At 62.4% G+C, this 17,380-nt stretch carries 16 protein-coding genes; 8 read left to right on the top strand and 8 right to left on the bottom strand.

Annotated elements, in window-relative coordinates; all coding sequences use genetic code 11:
• Window positions 1–80: 80 nt before the first annotated feature.
• Both mrdA and JFV30_RS18945 read left to right on the top strand, forming a co-directional pair.
• Window positions 81–1,973: a penicillin-binding protein 2 gene (gene mrdA, locus JFV30_RS18950; RefSeq protein WP_010166602.1), complete on the top strand. Its 1,893-nt coding sequence runs from the start codon at window positions 81–83 to the stop codon at window positions 1,971–1,973.
• Window positions 1,974–2,064: 91 nt separating this feature from the next.
• A complete protein-coding gene (locus tag JFV30_RS18945; RefSeq protein WP_201124907.1) occupies window positions 2,065–2,532 on the top strand; it encodes an SRPBCC family protein in 468 nt (155 codons plus the stop codon).
• Window positions 2,533–2,553: 21 nt separating this feature from the next.
• Here the strand turns inward: JFV30_RS18945 and JFV30_RS18940 are convergent, their stop codons facing one another.
• A complete protein-coding gene (locus JFV30_RS18940) occupies window positions 2,554–3,141 on the bottom strand; it encodes a hypothetical protein (RefSeq protein WP_201124906.1) in 588 nt (195 codons plus the stop codon).
• Between the two features lie 140 nt (window positions 3,142–3,281).
• Between JFV30_RS18940 and JFV30_RS18935 the strand changes: the two genes are divergently transcribed.
• On the top strand, window positions 3,282–4,316 hold the full coding sequence (locus JFV30_RS18935; protein ID WP_201124905.1) for a M4 family metallopeptidase: 1,035 nt from the start codon (window positions 3,282–3,284) through the stop codon (window positions 4,314–4,316).
• Between the two features lie 10 nt (window positions 4,317–4,326).
• Window positions 4,327–4,641, top strand: coding sequence for a protealysin inhibitor emfourin (locus JFV30_RS18930; RefSeq protein ID WP_010166611.1), 315 nt, complete (start codon window positions 4,327–4,329; stop codon window positions 4,639–4,641).
• A gap of 8 nt (window positions 4,642–4,649) precedes the next feature.
• On the opposite strand, the gene JFV30_RS18925 is transcribed toward JFV30_RS18930, so the two are convergent.
• From JFV30_RS18925 to JFV30_RS18900, 6 genes are all read right to left on the bottom strand, one after another.
• Window positions 4,650–5,621, bottom strand: coding sequence for a cyclase family protein (locus tag JFV30_RS18925; RefSeq protein WP_201124904.1), 972 nt, complete (start codon window positions 5,619–5,621; stop codon window positions 4,650–4,652).
• A 27-nt stretch (window positions 5,622–5,648) separates the two neighbouring features.
• Window positions 5,649–6,407, bottom strand: coding sequence for an SDR family oxidoreductase (locus tag JFV30_RS18920; protein WP_008434578.1), 759 nt, complete (start codon window positions 6,405–6,407; stop codon window positions 5,649–5,651).
• A 32-nt stretch (window positions 6,408–6,439) separates the two neighbouring features.
• Complete coding sequence (locus tag JFV30_RS18915; RefSeq protein WP_201124903.1) at window positions 6,440–7,888, bottom strand: aldehyde dehydrogenase family protein; 1,449 nt, start codon at window positions 7,886–7,888, stop codon at window positions 6,440–6,442.
• Between the two features lie 2 nt (window positions 7,889–7,890).
• Window positions 7,891–8,997, bottom strand: coding sequence for a tartrate dehydrogenase (locus JFV30_RS18910; RefSeq protein WP_201124902.1), 1,107 nt, complete (start codon window positions 8,995–8,997; stop codon window positions 7,891–7,893).
• Window positions 8,998–9,117: 120 nt separating this feature from the next.
• On the bottom strand, window positions 9,118–10,002 hold the full coding sequence (locus JFV30_RS18905; protein WP_201124901.1) for a LysR family transcriptional regulator: 885 nt from the start codon (window positions 10,000–10,002) through the stop codon (window positions 9,118–9,120).
• Window positions 10,003–10,197: 195 nt separating this feature from the next.
• Window positions 10,198–12,444 carry a TonB-dependent receptor gene (locus JFV30_RS18900; RefSeq protein WP_201124900.1) on the bottom strand — a complete coding sequence of 749 codons (2,247 nt, stop codon included), beginning with the start codon at window positions 12,442–12,444 and terminating at the stop codon, window positions 10,198–10,200.
• Between the two features lie 230 nt (window positions 12,445–12,674).
• On the opposite strand from JFV30_RS18900, the gene JFV30_RS18895 reads away from it, so the two are divergent.
• Window positions 12,675–15,032 (top strand): DNA polymerase II, encoded by a 2,358-nt coding sequence (locus tag JFV30_RS18895; protein ID WP_201124899.1) that lies wholly within the window; start codon window positions 12,675–12,677, stop codon window positions 15,030–15,032.
• Between the two features lie 72 nt (window positions 15,033–15,104).
• Window positions 15,105–15,683 carry a GNAT family N-acetyltransferase gene (locus tag JFV30_RS18890; RefSeq protein ID WP_010166626.1) on the top strand — a complete coding sequence of 193 codons (579 nt, stop codon included), beginning with the start codon at window positions 15,105–15,107 and terminating at the stop codon, window positions 15,681–15,683.
• Between the two features lie 15 nt (window positions 15,684–15,698).
• Here JFV30_RS18890 and JFV30_RS18885 read toward each other — a convergent pair whose 3' ends face one another.
• Window positions 15,699–15,914, bottom strand: a complete 216-nt coding sequence (locus JFV30_RS18885; protein WP_003208231.1) for an AbrB/MazE/SpoVT family DNA-binding domain-containing protein — start codon at window positions 15,912–15,914, stop codon at window positions 15,699–15,701.
• 70 nt (window positions 15,915–15,984) lie between these two features.
• Between JFV30_RS18885 and JFV30_RS18880 the strand changes: the two genes are divergently transcribed.
• Together JFV30_RS18880 and JFV30_RS18875 are read left to right on the top strand one after the other, a co-directional pair.
• Entirely contained in the window at window positions 15,985–16,605 is a 621-nt protein-coding gene (locus tag JFV30_RS18880) for a glutathione S-transferase N-terminal domain-containing protein (protein ID WP_201124898.1), read from the top strand.
• Between the two features lie 164 nt (window positions 16,606–16,769).
• The gene (locus JFV30_RS18875) at window positions 16,770–17,351 is read left to right on the top strand and encodes a DUF4174 domain-containing protein (protein WP_010166633.1); all 582 of its coding nucleotides are present in this window, start codon (window positions 16,770–16,772) and stop codon (window positions 17,349–17,351) included.
• Window positions 17,352–17,380: the final 29 nt, after the last annotated feature.

The raw sequence follows: 17,380 nt of genomic DNA, 5'->3' as shown, positions 1-17,380 counted from the left end.
ATGGTGCAGCACATTTTCACAGGGACTGATTTTCTTCCGCAGGATGCGGCGTCGACCTTATTCAACGAGATGCTGTAGAAATGCCTGAACCGATACCCATCAAGGATCACGAAAAAGAAAACCGCCTGGTCAACAAGCGGCTGCTGGCCTGCGCACTGCTGGTGATCGGCATCACCTGCGCCCTGGTAGGCCGAATGTACTTCCTGCAGGTGGTGCAGTACGACTATCACTCCACAATTTCGGAAAACAATCGTGTCCATGTCCTGCCGATTACACCGACGCGCGGCCTGATCTATGACCGCAACGGCGTAGTACTTGCCGACAACCGCCCCAGCTACAACCTGACGATCACCCGCGAGCGAACGACCGACCTCAAGGGAGAACTGGACGCCATCGTCAGCCTCCTGCATCTGCCCGCTGAAGACCGCGGTGTATTCGACAAAGCGCTCAAACAGGCGCGTCATCCCTTCGTGCCCGTCACGCTGTTTTACGAGTTGACCGAAGAACAGATCGCCGTGCTGGCCGTCAACGAATTCCGCCTGCCGGGCGTCGACGTCGAGCCGCAATTCGTCCGCCATTACCCGCTGGGTGCGCACTTTGCCCACTCCATTGGTTACGTTGGCCGGATCAACGAAAAAGAATCCAAGGCCCTCGACTCGGTGGAGTACCGGGGCACGCAGTCCATCGGCAAAACCGGTATCGAGCGTTTCTACGAGTCGGAGCTGCATGGCCACGTCGGCTATGAAGAAGTCGAGACCAACGCCCAGGGCCGTGTGCTGCGGGTGCTCAAGCACACCGACCCGATCCCCGGCAAAAACATCGTGCTGAGCCTGGACGTCAAACTCCAGGAAGCCGCCGAAGAGGCCTTGGGCGATCGGCGCGGCTCGGTGGTTGCCCTGGACCCGGCAACCGGCGAAGTCCTGGCGATGGTCAGCAAGCCGAGCTTTGACCCGAACCTGTTCGTCACCGGTATCAGCTTCAAGGAATACGCCGCGCTTCACGATTCTCTCGACCGGCCGTTGTTCAACCGTGTGCTGCGCGGGCTCTATGCGCCGGGTTCGACGATCAAGCCGGAAGTGGCCATCGCCGGCCTCGACAGCGGCGTGGTCACCGCCCAGACCCGCGTGTTCGACCCTGGCTACTACCAACTCCCGGACTTCGACCACAAATACCGTAACTGGAACCACAGTGGCGACGGCTGGGTGGACATGGACGCGGCGATCATGCGCTCCAACGACACCTACTTCTACGACCTGGCCCACAAGCTGGGCATCGATCGCCTGCACGACTACCTGGCCGAGTTCGGCCTCGGGCAGAAAGTCTCCCTGGACATGTTCGAAGAGTCAGCCGGCTTGATGCCATCCCAGGCCTGGAAGCGTGCGACCCGGCGCCAACCGTGGTTCCCGGGTGAAACCGTGATCCTCGGCATCGGCCAGGGCTACATGCAGGTCACCCCGTTGCAACTGGCCCAGGCCACTGCGCTGATCGCCAACAAAGGCGTGTGGAACCGGCCACACCTGGCCAAGACCATCAATGGCGTGGCGCCAGTGGATGAAAACCCGATGCCCAATGTCGTCCTCAAAGACCCGCGCGATTGGGAACAGGTGAACCACGGTATGCAGCTGGTTATGCACGACCCGCGCGGTATTGCCCGGGCGGCGGCAGCCGGTGCGCAATACCGGATTGCCGGCAAGAGTGGTACCGCCCAGGTGGTGGCGATCAAGCAGGGTGAGCGCTACAACCGCTTGAAAACCCTGGAGCGCAACCGCGACAACGCCTTGTTCGTCGGCTTCGCCCCGGCGGAGCACCCGCGGATCGTGATTTCAGTCATGATCGAAAACGGCGAGGCCGGTGGCCGTGTGGCCGGGCCGGTGGTGCGCCAGATCATGGATGCCTGGTTGCTCGATCAGGAAGGTCACTTGAAGCCGCAATACGCGACCCCCAGCAAGGCACCGGGTGATCCCCACGTTTAAGGCCATGGGGCATGACGCGAGTCATGCCCTATCCCTTCTCAAAGGTTGCGCATTGGTCGATGTCGCCTACTGTCAATACAGGAGGTGTCTCATGCACGAATCAAATGAAATCAAACGTAAGGTCCTGCTCAACGTTCCACGTCAACGCGTCTGGGAAGCACTGACCGACGCCGAGCAATTCGGCAGCTGGTTTGGCATCGCCCTCAAGGGCAAGCAGTTCGCCCCGGGTCGGGCCATTGAAGCCCAGATCACTTACCCCGGTTACGAGCATGTGGTGTGGAAGGCGACAATCGAGCGCCTTGAGCCGCAAACGCGGTTCTCTTTCAGTTGGCATCCCTACGCCGTAGACAAGGATGTGGACTACGACACGGAAACCCCCACGCTGGTGGAGTTCACCCTTGAGGATCACGCCGAAGGCATCTTGTTGCGAGTGGTGGAATCAGGGTTTGACGCAATCCCGGAAGCTCGCCGCCAGAAAGCCTACAAGAAGAACTCCCGAGGCTGGGACGATCAGATGAACAACATCGAAGACTATTTGGCGCAGGCCCATCAGCCTTGAGCTGATGGGCCTGCGCTGCCATCAGCCTTCGTGGGCGGTGCTGATTTCCAGGGTGTCGGTGTAGGTCACCAACACGCTCTGGCCGACCTTGAGGTCTTTGAGGCCGGCGCGGATTTCCGGTTTTTCCACGGTCAGCACTTTGCTCAGGCCCGCCGGGTTCTCCAGGGTCACCTGGTTTTTCTTCAAGTCGATGTGGGTGATCTTCAGTTGCACCTGCACCTGGCGGAAGGCAGCACCGCCCGGGTTCGGGTTATCCGCAGTGGCACGCAGCACGCCGGCTTTCTCGGTGGCGTCGGGCGCGCCCTTGTCGATGTCGGTGTCCAGTACGGCTGCGACCGAATGAGTCACCAGCACCTTGACCTGATCGCCAACCTTGAGGTTGCCCAGGTCCTTGGCCTGGTCGCTGAGCTGCACATGCACCTCGCGGCCTTCAGCGCCCTGGAGCACCACCTGATGGCTGGCGGCATCCACTTTGAGCACCTTGGTGGTCACCTCATCGGCTTCCAGCGACTTGGACAGCGGGATATCGGCGGCATGTGCCGTCAGAGCACCGGCGGATAACAGGATTACCAGGGCAATGGCCTGGCGAAGAGGGCGAATGACATTCATTGAGTGGACTTCCATGTAAGAGGAGTCCTGAGTCTAGTGGCGAGTCGGCGATACGCAAATTCGCCACCCGATCCAATCGAACCTCGGGGGCAAAACCGCATCACAACAAGACAGACAGCTATCTGACAAGGAGAACGCCCATGCCCAGTCCAGGTTCGTGCCCGGGATTTATCCCGCCCTACATTCTCCATCGGCTGATCGACCACGGTTCCGATTGGCAGCGCTCGCGAGCCCTGAATACCCTGACCCACGTTCGCCAGTTACTGCCCAATCCGGGCAAGCCTGGCCAGGCTTCGGCGGCGCCCGTTACCGGCGCGTTGCAACGCAATGTCTACGACGCCGGCCACCTGACGGTGCTCCCGGGTGACCTGGTACGCGCAGAAGGGCAGCGGGCCAGCGGCGATGCGGCGGTGGATGAGGCTTACGATGCCTTGGGCGCGACCCATGATTTTTTCTGGCAGGTTTACGGGCGCGACTCCATCGATAATCGCGGTTTCGCACTGACCGGCACCGTGCATTATGGCGAAGGCTATGACAACGCCTTCTGGAATGGTGCGCAAATGGTCTTCGGCGACGGCGATGGTGAGGTGTTCCAGCGCTTTACCCGGTCCCTGGACGTGGTCGCCCACGAACTGACTCACGGCATCATCGAGAGCGAAGCCGGCCTGGTTTACCGCAACCAGTCCGGGGCGCTCAACGAATCAATCTCCGACGTGTTCGGCGTCCTTACCCGGCAATACGCGCTCAAGCACACGGCCGAGCAGGCGGACTGGCTCATCGGCGCAGATTTGCTGACCGACAAGGTCCATGGCAAAGGCCTGCGCTCCATGTCCCATCCCGGCACCGCCTATGACGACCCGGTGCTGGGCAAGGACCCGCAGCCGGCGCATATGCGGGACTTCGTCGTCACTCAGGATGACAATGGCGGCGTGCACTTGAACTCCGGGATCCCCAACCGTGCGTTTTACCTCGCAGCGACGGCCTTGGGCGGCGCGGCCTGGGAGCAGGCAGGACAAGTCTGGTATGACGCCCTCTGCGATAAACAACTCGATAATGATGCGGACTTCCAAGGCTTTGCCACCTTGACCGTCGCGCATGCCCGTGAGCGTTTCGGCGCCACCCAGGCCAAGGCGGTGGAGAAAGCCTGGGCCGGTGTGGGTGTGAGCCCGGGATGAGGAGAATGCGATGAAACAGCTACCACCCCTGGGCAGCGATGCCACGGTGCGTCTGTCCCGCCAAGGCGGGGTAACAGCGATGTTGAGCCGGCCGCGCGAGATCGAGTTTGCCCAGTGCAATCTGGATGAGCGCGAACAGATCTGCACGTTGCTCAACGGTTGCCTGCCGCTGGCCTCGGTTGACTCGGGGAGGGGCGACCAGCGCTTCTACCAAATCGAAGTGCGCTTTCGCCAGGATGATCGCGATGACCGGTTGATGCTCCAGGTGCCCGAAGAGTTGGCACCTGGAGAGTTGGTCCGGCTATGGGACAAAGGTCAGGTCTGATCCTCGGGTTACTTGATCACCACCGGGTTCACCGGCGCACCACTGCCCCCGACAATCTTCAACGGGGCGGCGGTGTAGAGGAACTTCCACTGGCCGTCGTCCGCGCAATCGGCGGCCAGTTCCTCCAGCAGCACGATTTCGGTGAAGGCGATCCCCAGGTTGCGCATCAGCGCGCAATGCAGCGGAATCTGCACCCCGGACACCGGGTCGGTGATCACTTCGTTGGCGATGGTGTCGGTCACCAGGTTGGGGATTTCCATCTCGTGGAACCACTCCACCAGCTCCCGGCTGTAAGTCAGCCCCGGCTCCATCAGGTCCTTGAAGAACTCGGTTTTGCCCAGTTCATAAAACGCGCCCATGGAGCCGGTGCGGATGATCAGGATGTCGCGCTTTTCAATGGTCACGCCCTGGGCTTTGGCGGCGTCGAGCAAATCCAGATGGTTGAAGGTTTCGCCACGGCCCAGGCACTTCTTGCCGCGATATCGGGCCATGTCGATCAGCACGGCGCGACCCACCACACCCCGTTCGGCAATCGCCAATACACTGGCCTTGGCCATGCCGCCGACTGTGGTGTTGGCGTCGTAGCCGTTCCACAGTTGATTGTCGTACCAGGCGTGCCCGAGGGCGTCGTACTGGGTCGAGCCTTGCAGCTGCATGAAGATCACGTCGTCGGAGTACGCCGCGCCGCCGGTCATGTGCGGCTGTTTGCCGAAGTGGTAATGGCTGTGGTCCAGGGTGTTGAAGCGCATCGACGGGTTGCGCGCCGGCCACATCGGGTCGCCGCCCGGGTGGCCGATCTGCACTTGCAGGGTAAAGGTCTTGCCCTGGCGCACCGAGGCGACGCCCCGCAGTACTTCGGCTTCAGTCAGGTAATTGAGGGCGCCGACTTCGTCGTCCGGTCCCCATTTACCCCAGTTCTTTGGCAGGCCTTCAAGCAATTGTCTGGTGTTCGGCTCGTTCTTATTATGAAGATCACACATAGCAATTCCGGTCCCTGTGAGAGTGAGTTACACGCAGCGTCCGCCATCGACTTCCAGGCAGGTGCCGGTGATGAACGCTGCTTCGTCCGACGCCAGGTACAGGCAGGCGTTGGCCACATCTTGCGGGGTGGAAAAGCGCCCCAGGGGAATGGTTGCCATGAACTTCTGGCGGTTTTCCGGGGTGTCCGGCACGCCCATGAATTCGCTGAGCAACGCCGTGGCACCGACGACCGGATTCACGCAGTTGACGCGGATATTGTCCGGCCCCAACTCTGCCGCCATGGTCTTGCTCATGACCACCACTGCACCCTTGCTGCCGTTATACCAGACCAGTCCCGGACGCGGACGGATCGCCGCCGTCGAGGCAATGTTGACGAACACACCGCCGCCCTGGCCGCGAAAGTGCGGCACAAAATGCTTGGCGCTCAGGAAGATGCTTTTGACGTTGACCGCAAACACCCGGTCGAACTCGGCCTCGTCGACCTCCAGCATCGGCCGGTTGCGGTGGGTGGTGCCGGCGTTGTTGATGACGATATCCAGGCCGCCGAACTGTTCCAGGGTGCCGCGCAGCAGGGCGCCCATGCTTTCATCGTTGGCCACGTTGACCTCGATGAAATGCGCATGGCCGCCGCTTTCGGCGATTTCATTGACCACCCGCTGGCCGCCGACCGCGTTCATGTCGGCGACGATCACCTTGGCGCCCTGGCGGGCAAAGGTCTTGGCGATGCCCTCACCAAAACCCGACCCGGCGCCGGTGACGATCGCAACTTTATTGGCTAAACGCATGGTGTGTTCTCCGTTCTTGTTGTTGTGAGGAATCAACCGTGTTTGATCGCAATGGTCTTCAAGGTGGTAAAGCCCAGCAGCGCCTCGAAGCCCTTTTCCCGGCCATAACCGCTGGCCTTTACCCCGCCAAATGGCAGTTCGACGCCGCCACCGGCCCCGTAGTTATTGATGAACACCTGGCCGCAGCGCAGCTTGCGGGCCAGGCGCATTTGGCGTGCGCCGTCGCGGGTCCACACGCCGGCCACCAGGCCGAACTCGGTGCCGTTGGCCAGGTGAATCGCTTCGGCTTCATCTTCGAAGGGCATAACGGCGAGTACCGGGCCGAAGACTTCCTGTTGCGCCAGGCGACTGTCTGGCGGCACATCGCGAAATAGCACCGCTTCCTGGAAATACCCGGCGCTGCCGGCCTCGGCCACCACCGTGCCGCGCGCGGCGACGGTGATCCCGGCCTGTTCGGCTTCGCGAATAAACTCGCGCACCTGGCGTTGCTGCTTCTGGTTGATCAGCGGGCCCATGTCCAGGTCCAGCGCTGAAGGCCCGGCGCGCAGCTCGGAAAAACGCTGGCTGAGGTGCGCCAGCAGGGTTTCGTAAATGCTGCGCTCCACCAGCAAGCGGCTGCCGGCGGAGCAGGTTTGCCCGCAGTTCTGCACGATGGCATTCACCAGCACCGGCAGCGCTTCATCCAGATCGGCATCGGCAAACACCAGTTGCGGCGACTTGCCGCCCAGCTCCAGCGTCACCGGGCAGTGGCGCTCGGCGGCGGCTTTCGACACCGCCGTGCCGGTGACAGTGGAGCCGGTGAACGAGATGTGATCGATGCCCGGGTGTGCGCACAACGCCGCGCCGGCTTCGTAGCCATAACCGGTGACCACATTGATCGCGCCGGCCGGAAAGCCCACCTCCGTGGCAATTTCCGCCAGGCGCAGCAACGACAGACTGGCATCTTCCGCCGGCTTGACCACACAGGCATTGCCCGCCGCCAGGGAGGCGCCGACGCTGCGCCCGAAAATCTGCATCGGGTAATTCCACGGGATGATATGCCCGGTCACGCCATGGGGCTCGCGTACCGTCAGCACCGTGTAGCCGGCCTGATACGGCAGGGTTTCGCCGTGCAGCTTGTCGGCGGCACCCGCGTAATATTCGAAATAGCGGGCAAGGGCGGTGGCATCGGCGCGGGCGACTTTCAAGGCCTTGCCGGTGTCCCGCGCTTCGATCTGCGCCAGCTCTTCATGATGCTCCAGCACTGCCACGCCGAGCTTGGCCAGCAGGCGGCTGCGCTCCACGGCAGACAACTGGCCCCACGGTCCATCGAAGGTTTCCCCGAGGGCCTGGCGCGCCGCGCTGATCGCCGCGTCGATATCGGCGGCCGTGCCACGGGCAATGCTCGAATAGGTTTCGCCGGTGCTCGGGTCGATCACCGGAATGTCTTCCAGCGAGGTCGATGCCCGCCATTGGTTCGCAATGTAATGTGCGTGGGTCATGTTCAGCTCCTGTTCCCTGCGACGCATTCGGCGATGGCGCGGCCCACTTCGACGGTGCTGGCGCTGCCGCCCATTTCCCGGGTGCGCGGGCCTTCGGCAAGCACCGTTTCGATGGCGGACACGATGGCTGCCGCCGCTTCCTGATAAAGCGGATCACCGTCACCCAGGTGCTCGATCATCAGTGCGGCCGACCAGATCTGCCCGATGGGATTGGCGACGCCGAGCCCGGCAATGTCCGGCGCCGAGCCGTGCACCGGTTCAAACAACGACGGGTAGCGCCGCTCCGGATTGAGGTTGGCCGACGGCGCAATGCCGATGGTGCCGGTGCACGCCGGGCCAAGGTCGGAAAGGATGTCGCCGAACAGGTTGGACGCCACCACCACATCGAACCAGTCGGGATGCTGCACGAAGTGCGCGCACAGAATGTCGATGTGGAACTTGGCGGTCTTCACGTCCGGGTAGCGCCGGGCAATCTCGTTCACCCGCTCGTCCCAGAACGGCATGGTGATCGAGATCCCGTTGGATTTGGTCGCCGCCACCAGGTTTTTCCGAGGCCGTTGTTGCGCCAGTTTGAAAGCGTAATCCACCACGCGGTCCACACCTTCGCGGGAGAAAATCGATTCCTGTACCGCGATTTCCCGCGACGTGCCTTCCCACATGCGCCCACCGATGCTGGAATATTCGCCTTCGGTGTTTTCCCGCACCACGATGAAGTCGATGTCCCCCGGTACACGGCCGGCCAGCGGGCAGGGCACGCCGGGCATCAGGCGCACCGGGCGGATATTCACGTATTGATCGAACTGGCGGCGGATCTTCAGCAGCGACTCCCACACAGCGGTGTGGTCGGCAATGATGTCTGGCGCGCCGACGGCGCCGAAGAAGATCGCGTCATGGCTGCCGATCTGTTCGGCCCAGTCGTCGGGCATCATCGTGCCGTGGGCCAGGTAGTGCTCGCTGCACCAGGCAAAGTGGTCGAAGTGAAAGTGAATACCGAAGCGCCGGCTGACGGCGTCGAGTACCCGCAGGCCTTCGGGCACCACTTCGCGGCCGATGCCGTCGCCGGGAATCACGGCGATGCGGTGGGTGGAGCGGGTGGGGGATTGGGACACGCCGTGTCTCCTGTGTTGTTTTTATAGGAAGGTCTGGCGGGGGCATTCTTGGCACAGCTGCGGCAACAGGGGAATTGCTAATTGTGGAATCGGCCTTCGCGAAATTCGAAGGCCGAAGGTTTATGCCGGGTTGGCGCTGAGGTAGTCGAACAGCGCCAGGCTGGTCAGTGAAGGCTGTTCCTTGCGCATGCACAGGTACATCTGCCGGTCGGCCCAGCTGTCGTCGATTTCGATAAAGCGCAAGGCCATCTCCTTGCGGAAAATCTGCACCGCGCCCTGTGGCAACACGCCCACGCCCTGGCCGGCGGCGATCAGGCGGCACACCGCTTCGAAACTGCGCACCTGCATCCGCAGCCGCAACGGCATGCCGATCGCGGCGGCGGCGTCGGTAATCAGCGGGGTGATGGCGGCGTTGTCTTCCAGCCCGACGAAGTCATAGCCGAGCAAATCTTCAAAGCGCGCGTGGCGCATTTTCAATGGATGGTCGTGGGGCACGATCAGGCACAGGCGGTCCTGGCAGTAGGGTTCAAAGCGCAGTTCTTCACCGCTGTGCCGGGTGGTGACAATGCCGACATCCGCCACGCCGTCGCGCACCGCCTGGAGAATTTCCCGGCTGCGTTCCTCGCGAATATCCAAGCGGATGCCCGGGTGCAACGTGTTCCACTGGGTCAATTGGCGCGGCAGCTCCTGGCTCATTGCTGAACTGTTGGCGTACAGGCACACCCGGCCGGTGGCGCCCTTGGCGTAGTCGGCGAGGTCCGCGTGCATGCCGTCCACCGCCCGCAGGATCGACTGTGCATGCTGGGCCAACACCTCCCCGGCCGCCGTCGGTGAAACGCCGGTGGAAGTGCGGGTCAGCAGGGCGACCTTGAAGTGTTGCTCGAGCAGCGACAGGCGTCGGCTGGCGGCAGAAAGGGAGATATGGGATTGCTCGGCCGCCCGGGACAGGTTGCCCAGCTTGACCGCCTTGAGGAACAGCTCGATGGAAGTGAGGTCGGGGGACATGCCGGGGTCCTTGTGCGCAGTGGGTGAAAAACTACGCAGTTGGCACGCGGCTGTCCAATATCCGGCAAACGAAAGGGCTGAAAGCAGATCTGCTTTTCTGTAGGCGCTGGCTTGCCTGCGATAGCATCACCGAGGTGCATCTGACACACCGAGGTGCCTGCATCGCAGGCAAGCCAGCTCCCACATTGATTGGGGTTAGAAGTCGATGCTGGCCGACAGCTTGGCCACACGCGGATCACCTTGGGTCAGGTAGCCGCCGAGTGCCGATTCCCAGTACTTGGTATTGGCGACGTTCTCCACGGTGGCGCCGAGGGTGACGTCACGCTGGTCCACCTTGAAGGTGTAGCGCGCGCCCACGTCGAAGCGGTTCCAGGTGGGCAGGCTGAGGGTGTTGGCCTGGTCGGCGTATTGGCCGCCGGTGCGCAGCATACGACCGTCAACGGTCACGCCTTGCAGGCCGGGCACATCCCAGTCCACGCCGGCGTTGAGCTGGAAGCTTGGTACGCCGACGGCGCGGTTGCCGTCGTTGGTGCCGTTCTGGGTGCCTTTGAGTTCGGTGTGGATAATGGTTGCGCCGCCCAGCAGGCGCAGGCCAGCGATGGGTTCGCCGAAGACGTTGAGTTCTACACCTTTGTTGATTTGGTCGCCTTGGCGAAAGTAAGTCGCAACGGGCTTGCCGAGTGCGTCGACGCCGGTCACTTGGGAATAACCATCACTCGGCTGTTCGATTCGGTAGACACCCAACGTGGCGCCATAGGTGCCCATGTCGACCTTGACCCCGGCTTCGCTCTGTTTCGAGCGGGCAGGTGCAAAGGCTTGATCTGCGTTGAGTACCTTGGCGGTGCCAAACGTAGTAGGCGCGGTTGGCCCCTGTGCCAGCCCTTCAATATGGTTGGCATAGAACGACACATGGTCCCACGGCTTGAACACCAGGCCATACACCGGTGTGGTGATCGACTTGTCGTAGTCGGCAGTGCGAGTGCCGGTGCCGTAGGCAAAGCCCTGAACCACCAGTTCCTGGCGGCGCAAACCGGCAGTCACCAGCAAGCGATCATCCATAAAGCCCAGGGTGTCCGAGACCGCCGCACTGCGGGCGAAGGTCTTGGCGGTGATACCCGGGTCGTTCAGGTCGCCGCCCACCGAGCCACCCTTGACCGGCTCGGCAACGTCCACCGGGTTATAGATATTGCTGGCGTGGCCGGTGAAGTCGAAGTCATAGGCGTTGCGCGCCTGGGCCCAGATGCCGGTCAACCCGAGGTTCAGCCTGTGGCTGACCGAGCCGGTCTGGAACTTGCCGTTCAAGCCCGCCATCAGGCTGGTGTTGTCTTCCTGGTGGGCGATGCGCGAGCCGCTGACGGTGGCATTGCCCTGCGTGTCATTCAGCGTGACCGACGAGTAACGGCCGATCTCGTTGGTGTGTTTGGCACCGCCGGCGATGTAGGCCGTCCAGGTGTCGTTCAGGTCGTACTCGGCGCGCAGCATGCCGAAGGTGTCTTCCAGGCTGCTGGTGCCCCAGTTCGGCGCGTAGTTGGTGTCGGCCGAAGGCGCGTTGGGGATGTGGGTCAGGTTCTGGCCGAGCAATACGGTGTTGCGCCCGCCATTGATCTGCTGTTTCGAGTAGACAAAATCTCCCGACAAGCGCAGCGCATCGCCGCGATAATCCAGGCCAACCGCAAACAGCTTCGAGCGCTGGCTCTCGTCATCAACCCCGGTATCGCCTTCGCGCTGGGAAATATTCACCCGCGCGCCAAACCGATTGTCCTCACCAAAACGCTGGCCGATGTCCAGGTGCTCGCCGACCCGGCCATCACTGCTGATGTCGGTGCTGAAACGGCGCAACGGCACATCATCGGCGCGTTTGGGTTGCAGGTTCACACCGCCGCCAATCCCGGAGCCGCCGGGTGTCACGCCGTTGATAAAGGCGTTGGGGCCCTTGAACACTTCAACGCGTTCCAGGGCGTCGGTGGACATGATCTGGCGCGGCAGGATGCCGTACAAACCGTTGAACGAAATGTCGTCGCCATTCAGCGGCAAGCCACGAATCACAAAGGCCTGGGCCTGGTTCGCATAACCCGACGCCTGGCGCACGGACGAATCGTTGAGCAGCACATCGCCGACGTTTTCGGCCTGCTGGTCGCGGATCAGTTTTTCGGTGTAGGAAGACATGCTGAACGGCACGTCCATGATGTCCTGGTTGCCCAGCACCCCCAGTTGCCCGCCACGGGCGACCTGGCCGCCGGCGTACACCGGGGGCAGGGCATTGGGCGTAGGCGCGTCGGCACTGATGGTGGTGGCGCCCAATTCCAGCGCCTTGCCGTCCTGACTGTTGTTCGCATCCTGCGGGGTTTCTGGAGTTGCGGCGTGAGCGGCGAGGCTCAGGGAGCAGCAAAGGGCGAGCAGGGTAGGGCGAAACGGCACAGCCAAACGGGTGGAAGTGGGCATGGTCGATCCTGACGGCGAACCGTCACTGTGAGGAAAAGGGCAACAACGTTGCGCGTCCTCGCTGCGCGGATACGACTCCGGTACGAATGATAGTAATTGTCATTAACATTCTGCAACAAGTTTGTGAGGTTGCGGTCTCCGTACGCGTAGGTCATTTCCGTTAAATCGCCGCGCCTTGTCACAGGCCGAGTAGAATCACGCCCTGAAAGTGATTCTTGAGGTGTGGCAAGGTGGATTTACAGCAGGGGTTTGTCCTGACCCGGCATTGGCGCGACACCCCGGCGGGCACGGAGGTCAGTTTCTGGCTGGCCACCGATCAAGGCCCAAGGTTTGTGCGCTTGCCGGTGCAGACCTCCGTGATGTTCATCCCCCAGGCCCATCGCAAGCCCGCCGAACTGCAGCTCAAGGGTGAGCGCGGCATCGAGTGGCGCGACCTGGCGCTGTGCGATTTCCACCATCGCCCGGTGCTGGGCCTCTACACCAAACAGCATCGCCAATTGATGGACCTGGAAAAGCGCCTGCGCAAAGCCGGCATCGACGTCTACGAAGGCGACGTGCGCCCGCCCGAGCGCTACATGATGGAACGCTTCATCACCGCGCCGGTGTGGTTCGGCGGCACGCCGGGCGAGGGCGGCATGCTGGTAGAGGCGCAGATGAAACCTGCGCCGGATTACCGCCCGCCCCTCAAGCTGGTATCGCTGGACATCGAGACCACCGCCCAGGGCGACCTGTATTCCATCGCCCTCGAAGGCTGCGGCGAGCGCCAGGTGTACATGCTCGGCCCGCCGAACAAAACCGACGCGGTGGACTTCAAGCTCGACTACTGCGACACCCGCGCCGAACTGCTGGAACGCCTGAACCTGTGGCTCGCCACCCATGATCCCGACGCGATCATCGGCTGGAACCTGGTGCAGTTCGACCTGCGTGTCCTGCACGAACATGCGCAGCGCCTGAACGTGCCGCTGTTGCTCGGCCGTGGCGGCGATGCCATGGGCTGGCGCGAACACGGCAGCCGCAATCATTACTTCGCCGCGGCGGCTGGGCGGCTGATCATCGATGGCATCGAAGCCCTGCGGTCGGCGACCTGGAGTTTTGAATCCTTCAGCCTGGAAAACGTCGCCCAGGCCTTGCTCGGCGAAGGCAAATCGATCTCTACGCCGTACCAGCGCATGGACGAAATCAACCGCATGTTCGCCGAGGACAAGCCCGCACTGGCGCGCTACAACCTCAAGGACTGCGAGCTGGTGACGCGGATTTTCGAGAAGACCGAGCTGCTGAAATTCCTCCTGGAGCGGGCCAGCGTCACCGGCCTGCCGGCAGACCGCAACGGCGGTTCGGTGGCCGCGTTCACTCACCTGTACATGCCGCTGATGCACCGCCAGGGTTTCGTCGCGCCGAACCTGGGAGACAAACCGCCCCAGGCCAGCCCCGGCGGGTTTGTCATGGACTCGCGCCCGGGCCTCTACGAATCGGTGCTGGTGCTCGACTACAAAAGCCTCTACCCGTCGATCATCCGCAGCTTTCTGATCGACCCGGTGGGTCTGATCGAGGGCCTGCGTCACCCCGAAGACAGCGAGTCGGTGGAAGGCTTTCGCGGTGCGCGGTTTTCCCGTACCCGGCATTGCCTGCCATCGATTGTCGCGCGGGTTTCCGAAGGCCGCGAAGTGGCCAAGCGCGAACACAACGCGCCGCTGTCACAGGCCCTGAAGATCATCATGAACGCCTTCTACGGTGTACTCGGTTCCAGCGGTTGCCGCTTCTTCGACACCCGGCTGGCGTCGTCCATCACCCTGCGCGGCCACCAGATCATGCGCCAGACCCGTGAACTGGTCGAAGCCCGGGGGTATGAAGTGATCTACGGCGACACCGACTCCACCTTCGTCTGGCTCGGCAGCGCCCACTCCCAGGAAGACGCCACGCGCATCGGCCTGGACCTGGTGCAGCACGTCAACACCTGGTGGCGTGAGCGCCTGCAGAAGGAGTTCGGCCTGCAGAGTGCTCTGGAGCTGCAATACGAAACCCACTTCAGCCGCTTCCTGATGCCGACCATTCGCGGCGCGGAAGAGGGCAGCAAAAAGCGCTACGCCGGGTTGGTCACCCGCGCCGATGGCAGCGAAGAAATGATCTACAAAGGCCTGGAAACCGTGCGCAGCGACTGGTCGCCCCTGGCCCGGCAATTCCAGCAGGAGCTCTACCGGCGTATCTTCCACCGCCAGCACCATCAGGATTACGTGCGCGACTACGTGCGCCGCACCTTGAGTGGTGAGCTCGACGAGTTACTGATCTACCGCAAACGCCTGCGCCGGCAACTGGGCGACTACGAACGCAACGTGCCGCCCCATGTGCGCGCCGCGCGCCTGGCCGACGAATACAACGACCGCCAGGGCCGCCCCCGCCAGTACCAGAACGGTGGTTGGATCAGCTACGTGATCACTGTCAACGGCCCGGAACCGCTGGAAGTGCGCCAGGCACCGATCGACTACGACCACTACGTCACCCGGCAACTGCAACCGGTGGCAGACGCGATCCTGCCGTTTGTCAGTGACGACTTTGGCACCCTGGTGGGTGGCCAGATGGGCTTGTTCTAAAACGGCTTGCCTTGCAGTGGCCAGAGCCTGCAATCTTGGCCACTGACGACCACCAGACGGCGCAGCACTCCCATGACTGAAATCACCCTGACCGGCACCACGGTCGAACTCCGCCCCCTGCAACGCGAACATTCGGCCGCCCTGGTACAGGCCGCCGCCGACGGGCAATTGTGGAACCTGAAGGTGACCAACGTGCCGGGCCCCGACACCGTCGACAAGTACGTGGACATCGCCCTGGCCGGGCGTGACGCAGGCACCATGATGCCGTTTGTGATCGTGCGCCGTGACACCGGCGAGGTGGTGGGCAGCACCCGCTTCTGGAAGGTCGACCGGGTCAACCGCAAGCTGGAGATCGGCCACACGTTTATCAGCCAGTCGGTGCAGAAATCCGGGGTCAACACCGAGGCCAAGCTGTTGCTGCTGACCCACGCGTTTGAAGTCATGGACTGTGTGCGGGTGCAGTTCACCACCGATGAACTGAATGAGAAATCCCGGGCCGCGATCCTGCGCCTCGGTGCGGTACAGGAAGGGATCGTGCGCCACGAGCGCATCATGCCCGATGGCCGCAAGCGCAACTCGGTGCGCTTCAGCATCATTGATCCGGAATGGCCGCAGGTGAAGGCGGGTTTGCTGGCCAAGCTGGCTTACTGAGGGTTGCCGCAAGCCTCAGGGCTTGTGGCTCAACTCCTCCACCAACTCATCCATCCGGTCGGCGATTTTCGGTGTGGTCGACAACACAAAACCTTTCTGCGTGCCCACATAGGTCTCGACGATATACAGCGTGTCGCCCACATCCAGCCCCAACTCCTGCAAGGCTTCGTCTGGCAGGCGAATGGCACCGTCGCCGTCCCAGTCTTCGATCGTGACGCGTTTACTGTGCATGATGGCTTCCCGTTGAACGATTGAACGGCCTAGCCTAACACCTCAACCCACTGCCAGGAGGCTCGGCACCGTGTACACCCTTTACGGAACCCAAGGCACCGGCTCGTGCATCATCGAAATCGCCCTGCAGCGTTGCGGTGTCGAGTGGCGTCAGGTTGACGCCTGCTCCTGGGAGCACAGCGCGGGCAGCGAGGCCCTGGCGCGGATCAACCCGCTCAAGCAAATTCCTACCCTGCAACTGCCCGATGGCAGCGTGTTGACCGAAAGTACGGCGATCCTGATTCACCTCGGCCTGCAATTTCCTGCCTCCGGCCTGCTGCCCCAGAAGCCTGCCCAAGTCATTCGTGGCCTGGTGTACATCGCGGCCAACTGTTATTCGGCGATCGGCATCATCGACTACCCGGAACGCTGGACCGACAGCGCCGAAGCGCAGCAGCATCAGCAGCTGGTCAGCGGCACCCGTCGCCGCCTGCATGGGGCCTGGGAAGTGTTTGCCGATCAATTTGCCGATCAACTGTTCACCCCGGCGCAGGGGCCGAATGCACTGGGGATCATGGCTGCGGTGGTGTCGCGATGGGCGGGAGGGCGTGAGGCGCTACAACAATCGCGGCCTGAGTTCGCCCGGGTGCTGGCACAGGTGGATACCGACCCCGGCGTAGCGCCGGTGTTTGCCCGACACTGGCCGCGGTGAGCAACCGCAATCAAAAGAAACAATGAGGCGTAAGGTGGCTAAACGCCTTGCTTCGCGGGCGTCCTGACCTACGCTTTCTGAAGTTGTCGTAGGAATCATCCTTGAATTTGACTGTCGCAGACATGAAACTCAAGAACCCTGCATGGAATTCAAAGGAGGTGTGCATGCTCATCCGGTCGCTGACCCTGGCTACCTTGATGGCTTTTACGGGGCCGCTGCTGGCCGCGGATGATCTCAATCCGCTCAAGCAGGACCTGGGCAAGTCACGCCCGTTGGTGGTGGTGGAACTCGACTCCGGTAACCCGACGTTGGCCACCCTCAAGAAACAGCTGGACGAGCCTGCCAACAAGCAGTCCTTTGAAGAGCGCAACATGGTGCTCTACACCGTGTCCTTCGGCAGCATCGGTGCCGAGGGCGAGAAGTTCGCCAAGGACGCAAAGGACAACAAGAAGCTCGCGCCGCCTGAAACCAACGCGCTGATCCGTGCACTCAAGCTGGGTGCAGGCAGTGGCACCAAAGTGATTCTGGTGGGCAAGGACGGCGAGAAGAAACTCGAGAAGACCGTGCCGCCGGACACCCTCAACCTGGCGGATTTCTTCAGCGCGATTGACCAGATGCCCCAGGCGGAAAAGGACCTGGCTGCCCCGGCCGAGCCTGAACCCGCGGCCCCGGCGGCTGCCAAGCCTGGCGCCAAGGCCGGCAAGAACGCCAAGCATCCAGCGCCCCAACCGGCACTGGATGATTGAACACCCGCAAGTGGCCGCCAGCCGGCCCT

The sequence above is a fragment of the Pseudomonas sp. TH32 genome (assembly GCF_016650855.1).
Taxonomy (GTDB): Bacteria; Pseudomonadota; Gammaproteobacteria; order Pseudomonadales; family Pseudomonadaceae; genus Aquipseudomonas.
Note: the sequence above shows the minus strand (reverse complement) of the source record. Positions and strands in the feature narration are given on the sequence as shown.